Source organism: Nocardia sp. CDC153 (assembly GCF_035818515.1).
Classification (GTDB): Bacteria; Actinomycetota; Actinomycetes; order Mycobacteriales; family Mycobacteriaceae; genus Nocardia.
Genome location: NZ_JAYKYU010000001.1, coordinates 1,799,934 through 1,815,128 on the forward strand (window position 1 = coordinate 1,799,934; position 15,195 = coordinate 1,815,128).

Here is a 15,195-nt window from a genome sequence, read left to right on the forward strand (position 1 = left end):
GCCCTCGCCGGTGTGCCCCTCGACGACAAAGGCCCGCGTCGGGAGACGCGGGCCTTGGGGGAGCTGGAGTCAGCGGCGGCGGATGCTGCGCTGGACGCCACGCATTTTCGCGCCGGAGGGCAGCGGGCCCTTCGGGAGCGCCGGGCCGCCGCGGGTGGCGAGGGCCGAGAGGCGGCCCTCGATGAGGTCCATGCGCTTGGCGTCGATATTGCGGGGGAGCTTGGTGAGATAGCGCTGCAGGTCCTTGATGGCGACCTGGTCCTTGTCGTTGCCGATCACGATGTCGTAGATCGGGGTGTCGCCGACCAGGCGGGAGACCTTCTTCTTCTCCTGGGCGAGTAGCGACTTCACGCGCTGGGGCGAGCCCTCGGCGACCAGGATCACACCCGGCAGGCCGACCACGCGGTGCACGGCGTCGAGCTGGGTGGTGGCGGCGACACCCGGGGTGACCCGCCACTTGCCCTGGAGATTGTCGAGCACCCAGGCGGCCGCACCGGCCTGCCCCTCGGCCTTGGCGTAGACGTTCTTCTGCACGCGGCGACCGAAGATGATGAACGCGGCCAGCGCACCGAGCAGCAGACCGATCGGCAGCAGGAACCACTGCATGCCGAAGATGAACCCGATCACCAGGAACACCACGGTCACGCCGACGAAGGCGCCGATCATCAGCGGCAGCAGGAGTTTGTCTTCCTTGCGCTGCATCTGGAACGCCTGCCAAAGCTGTTGGCGACGCTCCTTCGACGCCTGCTTGCGCGCCGCCTTCGCCGCGGCCTTCGCTTCCTTCGACGGATTACCGCCCTTGCCTGCTGCCATGCCGTCCAGCTTAATGGCCGGGTACGCCCGGTTCGCGACGGGATCACCAGCGGGGTGAGCGGTTGCTCGCCGAGGCGGTCGGGTCAGCTGCCGGTCTTGGCTTTCTCCTGGATCGTGCTGGCTATTTGCGCGGGCATGGGTTCGTGGCGGACGTAGGCGCGGGTGAAGGTGGCCGCGCCGTGGGCGAGGGAGCGCAGGTCTACGGCGTAGCGGGAGAGTTCCAGTTCGGGGACTTCGGCTCGGATGGTGGTGCGGCCCAGGCCCGCCGGTTCGGTGCCGAGGACGCGGCCGCGGCGGCTGGAGAGATCGCCGAGGACGGGGCCCACGTAGTCGTCGGAGACGATCACTCGGACTTCGGAGATCGGCTCGAGGAGGCTGATGCGGGCGGATCCGGCGGCTTCGCGCAGGGCGAGGGCTCCGGCCATTTGGAAGGCGGCGTCGGAGGAGTCGACCGAGTGGGCCTTGCCGTCGAAGAGGGTCACCCGCACATCCACGAGGGGGTACCCGGCGGCGACGCCCTTGAGTGCTTGGGCGCGCACGCCCTTCTCGACCGAGGGAATGAATTGGCGCGGAACGACTCCGCCCACTACCTTGTCGACGAATTCGATGCCGGACCCCTCGGGCAGCGGCGCGACCTCGATCTCGCAGATGGCGTACTGCCCGTGCCCGCCGGACTGTTTCACATGCCGACCCTTGCCGGTCGCCGAGTTGGCGAAGGTCTCGCGCAGCGCCACCTTGTGGTCGATCACGTCCACCTGCACCCCGAACCGGGACCGCAGCCGCTCCAACGCCACCTCGCGATGCGCTTCGCCCAGACACCACAGCACCAGCTGATGGGTGTCGGGATTCTGCTCCAGCCGCACCGTCGGATCCTCGGCCACCAGCCGCGACAAACCCTGCGACAGCTTGTCCTCATCGGCCTTGCTGTGCGCCTTGATCGCCACCGGCAGCAGCGGATCCGGCATCGACCAGGGCTCGATAATGAGCGGACAATCCTTGGCGGACAAGGTATCCCCGGTCTCGGCCCGCGTCAGTTTGGTCACGCACACGATGTCCCCGGCGATCGCCTGCGGCAGCGGCCGCTGCTGCTTGCCGAACGGCGCCGACACCCCGCCGACCCGTTCGTCCGCATCATGGGTGTCGGTCTCGCTGGGCCCGTGCCCGCACACGTGCACGGTGTCATCGGCGTGCAGCGTCCCGGAGAACACCCGCACCAACGACATTCGCCCCACATACGGATCGGAGGCGGTGCGAATCACCTCCGCGGCCAGCGGCGCGCCCGGATCGCAGGCCAGCGCGGACGCCTTCCCGCCCGAACCGGTCGCCGACACGGGATGCTCTGCGGGCGTGGGGAATCCGCGTGTGATCAGATCCAGGATCTCCACGGTCCCCAACCCTTGGCGCGCCCCTTCCGGCGGCGGCGCGGCGATCAGCACCGGATGGAAACTCCCACGCGCCACGGCCTTTTCGAGATCGCGCACCAGCGTCGAGAGGTCGATCTCCTCGCCGCTGATGTACCGCTCCATCAGCGTCTCGTCCTCGCTCTCGGCGATGATCCCCTCGATGAGCCGATTGCGCGCCTCCTCCATCTGCTCCCGCTGTTCCTCGGAGGCAGGCGTTTCCGTGCGTTCGCCGGTCGCGTAGTCGTAAACGTGCTGGGTGAGCAGATCGATGAGCCCGATCACCGGCCGGTGCCCGTCCGCCCCCTTCTCCCCGTACACCGGAAGATGCAGCGGCAGCATGCTTTCCGACCGCCCGCCGCCGAGAATCTCGCGGCAGGTGTCGTTCATATCGTCGAAATCCGCCCGCGCCGTATCCAAATGGGTGAGCACAATGGCGCGCGGCATGCCGACGCTCGCGCATTCCTCCCACAATGCGAGGGTCGGCCCGCTCACGCCTTCGACGCCGGCGGCGGCCGAGAGTACGAAAAGGGCCGCGTCCGCTGCTCGCAGACCGGCCCTGAGTTCCCCGACGAAATCGGCGTATCCGGGGGTGTCGAGGAGATTGACCTTGATGTGGTCCCATCCCATCGGCACCACCGACAGTTGCACCGACCGGTGCTGTCGCTGCTCGATATCGTCGTAGTCGGAGACCGAGGTGCCGTCCTCCACGCGCCCACATCGCGGCACCGCACCGGCGGCCACGGCCAGGGCCTCGACCAGCGTGGTCTTCCCCGACCCGCTGTGCCCCACCAGCACCACATTCCGTATGTCGTCCGGCCTTTCGGCCACGACTACCCTGCCGTTGACACCTTGCGACGTCGTCGTTCGCTCGACCATGGCTCACTCCGGGGGTCGAATTGTGCGGTCCTTCGAGCTTCCCACCAGCGAGGCGATCACGTCCACGATTCGCGCGATAACCCGTCTACGGGCGTTTCGATACCGGTCGCGCGCCATTCATTCGCATGCCATCGAGCGCGGATAGGCGAGTGAAAGCACAGTAATACGACCCCAAGCACAGAAAAACGACCGCGCGCCGCACTCCGAATGGAATGCGGCGCGTGGCGAATTCGATTGGCTACGAACCGAAACGGGCCAACACGCTGGTGGCCTCCTGGGCCGCGCTGCCCTCGTCGGCAAGGTGCGCCATCTCCGGCGAGATCTCCCGCCCGTGGTGGCGCATGGCCTGCGCGTAGAGCCGGCCCGCGCGGTAGGACGAGCGCACCAGCGGACCCGCCATCACCCCGGCGAAGCCCATCTCCTCGGCCGCCTTGGAGTGCGCGACGAACTCCTCCGGCTTCACCCACCGGTCGACCGGGTGGTGACGCGGGGAGGGCCGCAGGTACTGGGTGATGGTGATGATGTCGGTCCCGGCCTCGTGCAGATCGCGCAGCGCCTGGGTGACTTCCTCGGGGGTCTCGCCCATGCCCAGAATCAGATTGGACTTGGTGACCAGCCCGGCCTCGCGGGCCGCGGTGATGACCGCCAGCGAGCGCTCGTAGCGGAACGCGGGACGGATGCGCTTGAAGATGCGCGGCACCGTCTCCAGATTGTGGGCCAAAACCTCGGGCCGCGAATCGAACACCTCGGCCAGCTGCTCGGGCACGGCGTTGAAGTCCGGGATCAACAGCTCGACGCCGGTGTGCGGGTTGAGCCGCTTGATGGCGCGCACGGTCTCCGCGTACAGCCACGCGCCGCCGTCCTCGAGGTCATCGCGGGCGACACCGGTGACGGTCGAATAGCGCAGCCCCATGGCCTGCACCGACTCGGCCACGCGGCGCGGCTCGTCGCGGTCGAGGGCGGCGGGCTTGCCGGTGTCGATCTGGCAGAAGTCGCAGCGGCGCGTGCACTGCTCGCCGCCGATGAGGAAGGTGGCCTCGCGGTCTTCCCAGCATTCGAAGATGTTCGGACACCCGGCTTCCTCGCAGACCGTGTGCAGCCCTTCGCGTTTCACCAGGCCCTTGAGTTCGGTGTACTCGGGGCCCATGGTCGCGCGGGTGCGGATCCAGGAGGGCTTGCGCTCGATCGGGGTCTCGGCATTGCGGGCCTCGATGCGCAGCAGCTTGCGGCCGTTGGGTGCGGCCGGATTGTTCGGTGTCGGGGTATCGACGGAGGTCACTTGGTCCACCCTACGCTCGTGATCATTGCGCCTCGGCGGGCACGGCTGCGGGCACCGCCGGGAACTGATCGGTTGTTGACGCGGGAATCGGCTCGGGGCATTCGGCCGAGGCTTTGGCGCAGCGGGCCACGACGTGCGGGGTCACCTTCAGCTCGCCGTCGAGGGCGCGCGCGATGGCGTCGGCCACCAGCGGCCGCACCTCGTCCACGGTGACTTCGCGGCCGAGCTCACGGCTCAGCGTGGTGACACCGGCGTCGCGAATCCCGCACGGCACGATGGCGTTGAACCCGTCCAGGCTGGCATTGCAATTCAGCGAGATCCCGTGCAGGGTGACTCCGCGCTGAACACGCACGCCGATGGCCGCGACCTTGCGCTCGGGCAGCACGCCCGACTCGGGAACCCACACGCCCGAACGGCCTTCCACGCGACCGGCTTCCAGCCCCAGCTGGCCGCACACATCGATGAGCGCTTCCTCGAGCCGGCGCACGTAAGCCACCACGTCGACGGGTTCGACGAGCCGCACGATCGGATAGCCGACGAGTTGCCCCGGCCCGTGCCAGGTGATCTTGCCGCCGCGATCCACCTCGATCACCGGGCTGCCGTCGACCGGCAGATCCTGCGGCTCGGTGCGGCGGCCCGCGGTGAAGACGAAGGGGTGTTCCAGCAGGAGCAGCCGGTCCTGACCGATATTGTCGGCGCGCTCGTCGGCGATTTTCCGCTGCAGATCCCAGGCTTGCTGGTAATCGATGAGGCCCAGATTCTCGACGACGAGGGGTGTGCCGTCGAAGCGGGCGGATACCGCACTGGGTAACGGTGCGGTGGCCGTACTGCTCTCACTCACGATTGCGACGTTACCCCTTCGGCGAAGGTCAGTTGCATGAGCGTCAGGTCCAGCCAGCGGCCGAATTTGAGGCCGACTTCCGGCAGCTGTCCGACGATCGTGAAACCGAATTTCTCGTGCAGGGCGATCGACGTGCGGTTACTCGACTCGATCGCGGCGATCATGGCGTGCACCCCACCCCGGCGCGCCCGCTCCAGCAGCGCGTTCATCAGGGCCGTGGCGACTCCGCGGCGCTGGAATATATCTGACACGTAGACCGAATTCTCGACCGAGAAGCGGTAGCCGGACTTGGGCCGGAACTGCCCGTAGCTGGCGTACCCGGCGACCTTGCCGTCGATCTCGGCCACCAGCACCGGATGCCCGGCCCCGGTCCGGCTCGCGAACCACGCCTTGCGCTCGTCCAGATCGGCGAGCTCGGTATCCCAGATGGCGGTGGTCTCGGCGATGGCGTTGTTGTGGATCACCAGGATCTCCGGTAGATCGCTCTCGCGCGCATCCCGGACCAGCAGCTCGGACGATTGATTGGTCACTTCCATACGGTAGCGACGGGGCCGCTGTGACGCGCACCGCGCCCGCTGTGACGTATGCCGCTCGCCCTCGTCATTCCGGCGTGCTCTTGGCCGGAATCTAGTCCGTACGACCGAGCGTCGCCGTCAATGCCGCCCCGATCGTCGGGTGCTGGAATTGATATCCAGCCGCTTCCAACGCGGTGGGAATCGCCCTGGGGCCGTGCAGGATTGCCTCGTCGGCGAACTCACCGACGACCGCCTTGAGCGCGAAGGCCGGAACCATCAGGGGAGTAGGCCGGTGCATGACCCGGCCCAGGGCACGGGTGAACTCGGCATTGGTGACCGGCGCGGGACCCACCATATTCACTGGGCCGGAAAGGTTTTCGTGGGTGAGCGCATAACTGATCGCACCCACTTCGTCATCGAGGGAAATCCACGGCACGTACTGCCGCCCGCTGCCCAATCGCCCGCCGAGCCCGAGAAAATACAGCGGGTAGAGCATCCCGAGCATGCCGCCGTGCCGCGCCAACACCACGGCCGAGCGCAACAGCACCGTGCGCACGCCCGCGTCACTGGCCTGTTCGGTGGCCGCCTCCCAGTCCGCGCACAGCCCGGCCAGGAATCCCTTTCCGGGAGGCGAGGTTTCGGTGACGACTCGGTCCCCGTTGTCCCCGCCGTAGTAGTGCACGCCGCTGGCATTGATCAGCGTCGGCACGCCCGCCGCGGCGACCGCGGCGGCCAGCACATCGGTCGGCACGATGCGGCTGTCGCGCAGTTCCTGCTTGTAACTGCCGTTCCAGCGCCGCCGCCCGATACCGGCGCCGCACAGGTTCACCACGGCGTCGGTATCGCGCAGCGCGCGTTCGTCCAGATGCGATCGGGCCGGGTCCCAGGTGAATTCGTCGCGAGCGTGGACGGGACGGCGCACCAGGCGAGTGACCTGGTGCCCGTCGCGGCGCAGTGCCGCGACGAGCGCCGTCCCGATCAGACCGGAGGACCCGGCGACCACGACCTTCATCCGATCAGTCCCACCGCATCCGCCTTACAGGCCGAGGTCGCCTTCGAAGGCCGCTTCCTCGAGCCGGTGCTTGACGGTGGTCAGGAAGCGACCCGCGTCCGCGCCGTCGATGAGGCGGTGATCGTAGGTGAGCGGCAGGTAGGCCATCGAACGGATGCCGATGAACTCGTTGCCGTCGTCGCTGATCACCATGGGGCGCTTGACGATCGCGCCGGTGCCCAGCTCGGCGGCCTGCGGCGGCACCAGGATCGGGGTGTCGAACAGCGCGCCGTTCGAGCCGATATTGGTGATGGTGAAGGTGCCGTTGGCCAGCTCGTCCGGCTTCAGGCCGCCATTGCGCGCCCGGTTGGCGATATCGGCGATGGCCCGGGCCAGTCCGGCCAGCGACAGGTCGTTGGCATTGTGGATGACCGGCGAGAGCAGACCCTGCTCGGTGTCGACCGCGATACCCAGGTTCACCACCGAGTGGTAGGTGATCTCCTTGGTCTCGGAGTTGTAGGAGGCGTTGATGTTCGGGTGCACGGCCAGCGCCTCGATGACGGCCTTGGCGTAGAACGGCAGGAACGTCAGGTTCACGCCCTCGCGCTGCTTGAACGCGGCCTTGGCGCGGTTGCGCAGGGACGCGATCTTGGTCATGTCGACCTCGTGCACCTGGGTCAGCTGCGCGGTGGTCTGCAGCGACTCGAGGGTCTTGGTCGCGGTGATCTGCCGGATGCGGCTGGCCTTCTGGACCGTGCCGGGCAGATGCGACAGCGACGGACGCGACGCGGCGGCGGCCGGGGCGGCCTTGGCAGCGGCGGCGGGCGCGGGCGCGGCGGCCGGGGCCGGAGCCTTCTTGGCCTCCGCGGCGGCGAGCACGTCCTGCTTGCGGATGCGGCCGCCGACACCGGAACCGGTGATCGAGGCGAGGTCGACGTTGTTCTCCGCGGCCAGCTTTCGCACCAGCGGGGTCACGTAGGGACCGCCGTTGGAGGAGGGCTCCTCGGCCGGGGTGGCCGCGGCCGGGATCACGGCGGGCTTGGGGGCCGGAGCCGGAGCGGGGGCCGGGGCGGGCGCGGGAGCCGCGGCGGCCGGAGCCGGCGCGGGAGCCGGGGCAGGTTCGGGGGCCGGGGCAGGCGCGGGAGCCGGTGCGGCCGCGGGCGAACCGCTGCCGATCACACCCAGCTGACCGCCGACGGCGACCACATCGTCCTCGTTCGCGGAGATCTCGAGCAGCGTGCCCGCGACCGGCGACGGGATCTCGGTGTCGACCTTGTCGGTGGAGACCTCCAGCAGCGGCTCGTCCACCGCGACCTGATCGCCGACCTGCTTGAGCCAGCGGGTGACCGTGCCCTCGGTGACGGACTCACCGAGTTCCGGCATCTTGACCGGGGTTCCGGAGGCGGCAGCGGCCGGAGCGGGCGCGGCGGGCGCCGGGGCCGGAGCGGCGGCAACCGGCTGCGGGGCCGGGGCGGATTCCTGCGCGGGAGCCGGGGCGGGCGCGGGGGCGGCTTCGGGTGCGGGGGCGGAGGCCGGGGCCGGAGCGGATCCGGCATCACCGATCACGCCGAGCTCGCCACCGACCTCGATCACGTCGTCCTCCTGGGCGACGATCTTCACGAGAACGCCTGCGGCCGGGGACGGGATCTCGGTGTCGACCTTGTCGGTGGAGACCTCGAGCAGCGGCTCGTCGACCTCGACCGTGTCTCCTTCCTTCTTCAGCCACCTGGTCACAGTGCCCTCGGTGACGCTCTCACCAAGAGCTGGCATCTGGACGGAGAAGGTCATGTCCGTTGACTCCTCTGACTGCTCGTCGGGTTAAACAGTTCGTCTCTCAGCGGGCATGGCACCGCGGGTCGCGATGTCGTCCCGACGGCCACCGAACGCTCGATGGCACCGGAGATCCGTATTGGTTCTTGTTCCAGCCACCATCCTTGCACTCCGCCGGGTGCGGCGTGTCACAGGGCGGCCGTTGCGTCGACCTCCCCGTGTCGCCATCCCCGACGCGAGCCTGGAATGTCCCTGGCATGGGCCAGGATTGACGGGATCCCATGACACGTATCACGTTTCCGCCCCTCGCGGGCCGTTGGGGTGCCAATGCGCGGGAACCAGCCCCCACCTCCACCCGATAGCCGCCAACTAGCCAGCCCCGCCCGAACAACCCCCGCCCCTCCTCGACCGCCATATGCCGTCCGGGCGCTCGCGAAGCCGCGCCACCGATTCGCCGAGTGGCACATCCTGGAGGGAATTTGTCCGGAATCGCCTCCAGGATGTGCCACTCGATGAGTTCGGCAGGGGCGGCCGGACCCGGGGGGCGCGTGGGCGGGTCGGCCAGTGGGCTGAGGTGGGGCTGAAGGGATTCTGTGGGGGTGCTTAGGAGTTGGGTGGCGGGGTGGCGGAGGGGGTGTGAGCTGGGCAGTATCGAAGTATCCGGCGGTGCGTAGTCCGCTTCGGAGAGGAGGTTTCGGGATGGCTTTCCTGGATCTGTTCGGGCGCGGCGGGACGGCCCGTCGCGGTGACATCGACCCCGAGGCGATGGCGCATCTGACCGCGTGGACGCGAAACCATTACGGCGTCGAGGCTTTCGTCGAACCCCGCACCACGGTGTCCGACGTCTCCGTCATGCTGGTCGCCCACGACGGCGAATGGACCCGCCGCGCAGTCGGCGAACGCGGCGCCCAACGCCTCTCCGCCGCCCTCAACATCCCCGTCTACGACGCCCGCCGAGTCGGCTACCCCCAACGCATGCGCGACTACGAATCCCGCCGCCGCATCCTCGAACGCCGCGCCGCCGAATGGCAACTGAGCGACGACACCCGCCCCTGACCCCGGCTCGGCAACCAGACCTTTTACCCACGGACGCCCACTACCGCTACGAGCGGGGTGGGCGTCCGGCCAATTCCAGCCTCGACGACAGCCGCCCGCCACCGGATCCGCGAACGCCGCGCCGAACACTGCTAATGCGCTGAGTGACACACCAGCGAGGGGGCTTGTCTGAAAACGCCTCGCTGGTGCCGCTCGGCGCATGGGCTGAACGAAAGCCCGCCCCCGGATCGACTCGGGGGCGGGCTTTTTCGTGGGGATTACTCGGCGGCGATGTCCTCGAGGGTGCTGATCAGGGTGCGGACCGGGACGCCGGTGCCGCCCTTGCCGATGTAGCCGAACGGGCTGCCGGTGTTGTAGGCCGGTCCGGCGACGTCGAGGTGGGCCCACTGGACCGACTCGGGCACGAACTCCTTCAGGAACAGTCCGGCCGAGAGCATTCCGCCCCACCGGTGCGGCGCGACATTCGCCAGGTCGGCGATCTTGGAGTTGATGTCGGCGCGCAGTTCCGCGGGAAGCGGCATGGCCCAGGCGTTCTCGCCGATCTCCTGGGAGATGCGGGCGACTCGGTCGCGGAAGGCGTCGGTGCCCATGACGCCCGGGGTGCGGGTGCCCAGCGCCACCATCTGCGCGCCGGTGAGGGTCGCGACGTCGATGAGGTAGTCGGGCTCGTCCTCGCCCGCGCGCACGATCGCGTCGGCCAGGATCAGGCGGCCCTCGGCGTCGGTGTTGATGACCTCGACGGTGGTGCCGCCGTACTGGGTGAGCACGTCACCGGGCCGCTGCGCGGTGGCCGAGGGCATGTTCTCGGCCATGGGCACGGTGGCGATCACGGTGAGCGGCAGGCTCAGTCGCGCCGCGAGCAGGGTGGTGGCGATGACCGCCGCCGCGCCGCCCATATCGGAGGTCATGTTCTCCATCGACTGCGCGGGCTTGATGGAGATGCCGCCGGTGTCGAAGGTGATGCCCTTGCCGATGAGCGCCACCTTCGGGTCGCCGCCGGCGTAGGTGATGCGGATCAGCCGCGGCGGCCGCGAGGAACCCTTGCCGACGCCGAGAATGCCGCCGTAGCCCTGGGTTTCGAGTTCCTTCTCGTCGAGGATCTCCACCTGCAGTCCGGCGGCCTTGGCCAATTCGGCCGCGCGATTGGCGAATTCGGCGGGGAACAGATCATTGGGCGGGGTGTTCACGAAATCCCGTGCGGTGGCGACGGCTTCGGCGATCGCCTGCGCCCGGAACAGCTCCTCTTCCCCGAATCCCGGTTCGGCGACCAGCAATTCGACCCGCTTGACCGGCTGATCCTCCGGCTTGGGCGCGGACTTGGCCGACTTGAACGCGGTGAACTGGTACGCGCCCAGGTAGAACCCCTCGGCCGCGGCACCCAGATCCAGTCCGGACAGCGTGGTGACCGCGGTCGCGACCCCGGTCAGCGCCCGCCCGGCCGCACCGGCCGACTTGCGCACCTGCTCGGCGTCGATCTTGTCGGCCGCACCCAGCCCGACCGCCAGCACGAAATCCACACCCAGACCGGCCGGAGCCGGAACCCGGGTGATCTCCTCGGCCTTGCCCTTGGCCCCGACCGCGCGCAGCGCCGTCTGCAACGCCGCCCGCGTGTCTGGGTCCAGTACGTCCTCGAACGCATCGGCGGGCGCGATAACCGGCCCGTCGTCCGACGTGGTGAGTCCAATCACGAGAACATCGGCCTCCCCGATGCCCTCGGTACGCACTAGTTCCGGCCCGAGCGAACGATCTGCAACAGCTGTCATAGGTGCCCACGTTACTGCTCGCGTCCGGGCCGAGCCGGTTGGGCGCGGGGTAGCTCGAGCGAGGCAGAGCTTTTCCGAACCATCCGGTACGAAAGGCAGTGGCAATGGGGTCACCAGGCACCGAGCACGAGAATCTGTCCGGCGGTGGCGGCAAGAAGGCGCGGAATATCGCGATTGCCGCGCTCGCCGTCGCGGGCGACGACTGTTCCCATGACGGCATCGTCGCCCACTGGGGTCACTCCCCGGCGGGCTTGTGGATCTGCATTCCGCAGGATCAGGGCAATTCGGCCGAGCCCTACACCCCCGTGCCGCCCGCGGGCGAGCCCGGCGCGAACTGATGGAAAACCAATGGCCCGAGCCGAATTCGTCAACCGTCCTCTACGGGTGTTTCACCCGTTTCCCGACCTTTCCCGGTCCGCGCGGAAATACCCTGGAGTCCGACACCGCCGTCGGGCATGACTTCGCGGTGTCCCTACCCTCCGGTGCCCGCAATCGCACGGCGCACAGGAGGTCTCCAGTGGCGAAGGCGAAGTTTCAGCGGACGAAGCCGCATGTCAACGTGGGCACCATCGGCCACATCGATCACGGCAAAACCACACTCACGGCGGCGATCACGCGGGTCCTGCACGAGAAACATCCGGACCTGAACCCCTTCACCCCGTTCGAGGCCATCGACAAGGCCCCCGAGGAGCGTCAGCGCGGCATCACGATCTCCATCGCGCATGTCGAATATCAAACGGAGAAGCGGCATTACGCGCATGTCGACTGTCCGGGGCACGCGGACTACATCAAGAACATGATCACCGGCGCGGCGCAGATGGACGGCGCGATCCTGGTGGTCGCCGCCACCGACGGGCCGATGCCGCAAACCAAGGAGCACGTGATCCTGGCGCGGCAGGTCGGGGTGCCGAAAATGGTTGTGGCACTGAACAAATGCGACATGGTCGAGGACGAGGAGATCCTGGAGCTGGTCGAGCTCGAGGTGAGCGATCTGCTCAACGAGTACGAGTTCGACGGGGACAACACGCCGATCGTGCGGGTCTCGGCGTTCCAGGCGCTGGAGAATCCGACCGGTGAGTGGGGCGAGACCATCACCGAGCTGCTGGCCGCGGTCGACGACTGGATCGACACCCCCACCCGCGAGGTGGAGAAACCGTTCCTCATGCCCATCGAGGACGTCTTCACCATCACCGGGCGCGGCACCGTCGTCACCGGGCGCATCGAGCGCGGCGTGCTGAAGGTGAATGCCGAGGTCGAGATCGTCGGTATTCGCCCGAAGACCACCAAGACCACCGTCACCGGCATCGAGATGTTCCGGAAGCTGTTGGACGAGGGCCAGGCCGGGGAGAACGTGGGCCTGCTGCTGCGCGGCATCAAGCGCGAGGATGTGGAGCGCGGCCAGTGCGTCATCAAGCCGGGTTCGGTCACCCCGCACACCCAGTTCGAGGGTCAGGCCTACATCCTGTCGAAGGAGGAGGGCGGCCGTCACACGCCGTTCTTCAACAACTACCGGCCCCAGTTCTACTTCCGCACAACCGATGTCACCGGGGTGGTGACGCTCCCGAAGGAGGTCGAGATGGTCCTCCCCGGTGACAACGTGTCGATGGAAGTGGTGCTGATCCAACCCATCGCCATGGAGCTCGGCCTCAAGTTCGCGATTCGCGAGGGCGGGCGGACCGTGGGCGCGGGTCAGATCACCAAGATCATCAAATAGGGCTCAGCCCATCTCTTCGAGGGCCTTGCCCTTGGTCTCGGGAACCCACTTGAGCACGAACGGGATCGAGAGCACGGCGAAGGCGGTGTAGATGACGTAGGTACCCGACAGGTTCCAGTCGGCCAGGCTGGGGAAGCTGGCGGTGATGACCCAGTTGGCGATCCACTGCGCGGAGGCGGCCACACCGAGGGCGGCGGCGCGCAGCCGGTTGGGGAACATCTCGCCGAGCAGGACCCAGACGACGACGCCCCAGGAGAGGGCGAAGAACAGCACGAAGGTGTGCGCGGAGACCAGCGCCACGATGCCCTGCGCGTGAGGCAGGCTGACGTTGTCGCCGGAGCCGGTCTTGTACGAGAACGCCCACGCCTCCAGGGCCAGTGAGATCGCCATGCCCGCGGATCCGATGAGCGCCAACGGCTTCCGGCCGATGCGGTCGACCAGCACCATGGCGATCACGGTGCCGACGATATTGATGATCGAGGTCGTGAAGGAGTAGAAGAACGAGCTCGACGGGTCGATGCCGACCGACTGCCACAGGGTGGCGGAGTAGTAGAAGACGACATTGATGCCGACCAGCTGCTGGAACACCGACAGTCCGATGCCGATCCACACGATGGGTAGGAAGCCGAGTTTGCCGCCGAGCAGATCCTTGAAGGTGGATCGGGTCTCGGTGTGCATGGCCAGCTTGATCTCGGCCACGCGTTGGTCGAGATTGCTGCTGCTGCCCTCGACCTCGGAGAGCACCTCCTTGGCCTTGTCGACCTTGCCGACGGAGATGAGGTAGCGCGGCGACTCCGGAATGGTGAAGGAGAACAGGAAGTACAGCGCCGCGGGGACCACCATGACGCCGAGCATCCACTGCCAGGCCTCGAGTCCGCCGATCTTCCCGCGCTGCTCGCTGCCCGCCATCTTCAGGATCGCGAAGTTCACCAGCTGCGAGGTGGCGATGCCGACCACGATGGCAGCCTGCTGGAACGACGCCAGCCGACCGCGATACGCGGGCGGCGACACCTCCGCGATGTAGGCGGGCCCGATCACCGAGGCCATGCCGATGCCGATGCCACCGATCACGCGCCACATGGCCAGATCCCACAGCGCGAACGGCAGCGCGGATCCGATGGCACTACAGGTGAACAGCGCCGCCGCGATTCGCATGACCCAAATGCGTCCGATCCGGTCCGCGATCCGCCCCGCGATCGCGGCTCCGACCGCACACCCGATCAATGCGATGGCGACAACCTGCGCGAGCGTCGCCGACCCGATGTCGTACCGATCCCGGATCGCCTCGACCGCGCCATTGATGACCGAGCTGTCGTACCCGAACAGGAATCCGCCCATCGCGGCCGCGGCGGTAATGAACACGACGTAGACGAGTGCGTCCGCCCCTTCCCGCTGATCGCCGGGTGTTCGCGCTCCTACCGATGAACTCACGAAGACTCCTTCGTCTCGCCCCGTATTCCCTTTTCGACCCGCATTTCGACCATTGTTGCCGCCGGAGTGCTTGTCAACGGGCAGGCAACGCCGGTACCGCGCGGTCTCTTGTCCGGGGGGCTGGACCCCCGCTCCGGTGGTAACCACTCCGCTTCGCTTCATGCGCGCAAAAGTGCAGGTAGAGAGGCGATTTGACTTTGGTTCACCGCAACCCGTAACTTATTCCAGGTCAGAGCGACACGGACACCGACCCGGAGCCCCAAGGGCCTGGGAAACGAGGTTGGACGAGGAGCGCCTGATGATCAGGTTGGTTCGCCCGAACAGCGGATTTGGTTCCGCTGCGAGGACTGAGCTAAGCTTCACCAGCAAGAAACAAGCAGCCTCACCGACAAGCGGGACTAGTGCCCGGGCGTTGGTGTGTGCGTGTGTTCTTTGAGAACTCAATAGTGTGTCGATGAATGTCAGTGCCAAATATTTTATTTGGTTCCAATCATTCTCCCCCCGTGAGGGTGGTTGGACATTTTTAGTCAGCTTAATTTCCGAGCTGGCGTTTTCTTGCCAAGGTTTTCGGACTCTGGTTAATTCTTCCGATTGCATCTCTTCGGAGATGGGATTGAGAGTCTTCAACGGAGAGTTTGATCCTGGCTCAGGACGAACGCTGGCGGCGTGCTTAACACATGCAAGTCGAGCGGTAAGGCCCTTCGGGGTACACGAGCGGCGAACGGGTGAGTAACACGTGGGTG

12 protein-coding genes and 1 rRNA gene are annotated in these 15,195 nt (G+C 67.4%); 4 read left to right on the forward strand and 9 right to left on the reverse strand.

The window, feature by feature from the left end; translation table 11 throughout:
• Window positions 1-69 precede the first annotated feature (69 nt).
• The 7 genes from VMT65_RS08305 to sucB all read right to left on the reverse strand — a co-directional run bounded on the left by VMT65_RS08305 (window position 70) and on the right by sucB (window position 8,506).
• Window positions 70-813, reverse strand: coding sequence for a DUF4191 domain-containing protein (locus VMT65_RS08305; RefSeq protein WP_326307368.1), 744 nt, complete (start codon window positions 811-813; stop codon window positions 70-72).
• An 83-nt stretch (window positions 814-896) separates the two neighbouring features.
• A complete protein-coding gene (locus VMT65_RS08310) occupies window positions 897-3,092 on the reverse strand; it encodes an elongation factor G-like protein EF-G2 (RefSeq protein WP_326307369.1) in 2,196 nt (731 codons plus the stop codon).
• A 238-nt stretch (window positions 3,093-3,330) separates the two neighbouring features.
• The gene (gene lipA / locus VMT65_RS08315; RefSeq protein WP_326307370.1) at window positions 3,331-4,371 is read right to left on the reverse strand and encodes a lipoyl synthase; all 1,041 of its coding nucleotides are present in this window, start codon (window positions 4,369-4,371) and stop codon (window positions 3,331-3,333) included.
• Window positions 4,372-4,393: 22 nt separating this feature from the next.
• Window positions 4,394-5,215 carry a lipoyl(octanoyl) transferase LipB gene (gene lipB / locus VMT65_RS08320; protein WP_442790203.1) on the reverse strand — a complete coding sequence of 274 codons (822 nt, stop codon included), beginning with the start codon at window positions 5,213-5,215 and terminating at the stop codon, window positions 4,394-4,396.
• Window positions 5,209-5,721: a GNAT family N-acetyltransferase gene (locus VMT65_RS08325; RefSeq protein ID WP_442790204.1), complete on the reverse strand. Its 513-nt coding sequence runs from the start codon at window positions 5,719-5,721 to the stop codon at window positions 5,209-5,211. Before VMT65_RS08325 ends, lipB begins: the two co-directional genes overlap by 7 nt.
• Before the next feature lie 118 nt (window positions 5,722-5,839).
• Window positions 5,840-6,739, reverse strand: a complete 900-nt coding sequence (locus VMT65_RS08330) for a TIGR01777 family oxidoreductase (RefSeq protein WP_326307373.1) — start codon at window positions 6,737-6,739, stop codon at window positions 5,840-5,842.
• A gap of 24 nt (window positions 6,740-6,763) precedes the next feature.
• Window positions 6,764-8,506 carry a 2-oxoglutarate dehydrogenase, E2 component, dihydrolipoamide succinyltransferase gene (gene sucB / locus VMT65_RS08335; protein ID WP_326307374.1) on the reverse strand — a complete coding sequence of 581 codons (1,743 nt, stop codon included), beginning with the start codon at window positions 8,504-8,506 and terminating at the stop codon, window positions 6,764-6,766.
• A 681-nt stretch (window positions 8,507-9,187) separates the two neighbouring features.
• On the opposite strand from sucB, the gene VMT65_RS08340 reads away from it, so the two are divergent.
• Window positions 9,188-9,544 carry an oxidoreductase gene (locus tag VMT65_RS08340; protein WP_326307375.1) on the forward strand — a complete coding sequence of 119 codons (357 nt, stop codon included), beginning with the start codon at window positions 9,188-9,190 and terminating at the stop codon, window positions 9,542-9,544.
• A 257-nt stretch (window positions 9,545-9,801) separates the two neighbouring features.
• Here the strand turns inward: VMT65_RS08340 and VMT65_RS08345 are convergent, their stop codons facing one another.
• Window positions 9,802-11,307 carry a leucyl aminopeptidase gene (locus VMT65_RS08345; RefSeq protein ID WP_326307376.1) on the reverse strand — a complete coding sequence of 502 codons (1,506 nt, stop codon included), beginning with the start codon at window positions 11,305-11,307 and terminating at the stop codon, window positions 9,802-9,804.
• Between the two features lie 104 nt (window positions 11,308-11,411).
• Between VMT65_RS08345 and VMT65_RS08350 the strand changes: the two genes are divergently transcribed.
• Complete coding sequence (locus VMT65_RS08350; RefSeq protein WP_326307377.1) at window positions 11,412-11,645, forward strand: hypothetical protein; 234 nt, start codon at window positions 11,412-11,414, stop codon at window positions 11,643-11,645.
• A 179-nt stretch (window positions 11,646-11,824) separates the two neighbouring features.
• A complete protein-coding gene (gene tuf / locus VMT65_RS08355; protein ID WP_326307378.1) occupies window positions 11,825-13,021 on the forward strand; it encodes an elongation factor Tu in 1,197 nt (398 codons plus the stop codon).
• A gap of 3 nt (window positions 13,022-13,024) precedes the next feature.
• On the opposite strand, the gene VMT65_RS08360 is transcribed toward tuf, so the two are convergent.
• Window positions 13,025-14,452 carry a sugar porter family MFS transporter gene (locus tag VMT65_RS08360; protein ID WP_326307379.1) on the reverse strand — a complete coding sequence of 476 codons (1,428 nt, stop codon included), beginning with the start codon at window positions 14,450-14,452 and terminating at the stop codon, window positions 13,025-13,027.
• 623 nt (window positions 14,453-15,075) lie between these two features.
• Here VMT65_RS08360 and VMT65_RS08365 point away from each other — a divergent pair.
• A 16S ribosomal RNA gene (locus VMT65_RS08365) occupies window positions 15,076-15,195 on the forward strand; the annotation flags it as partial.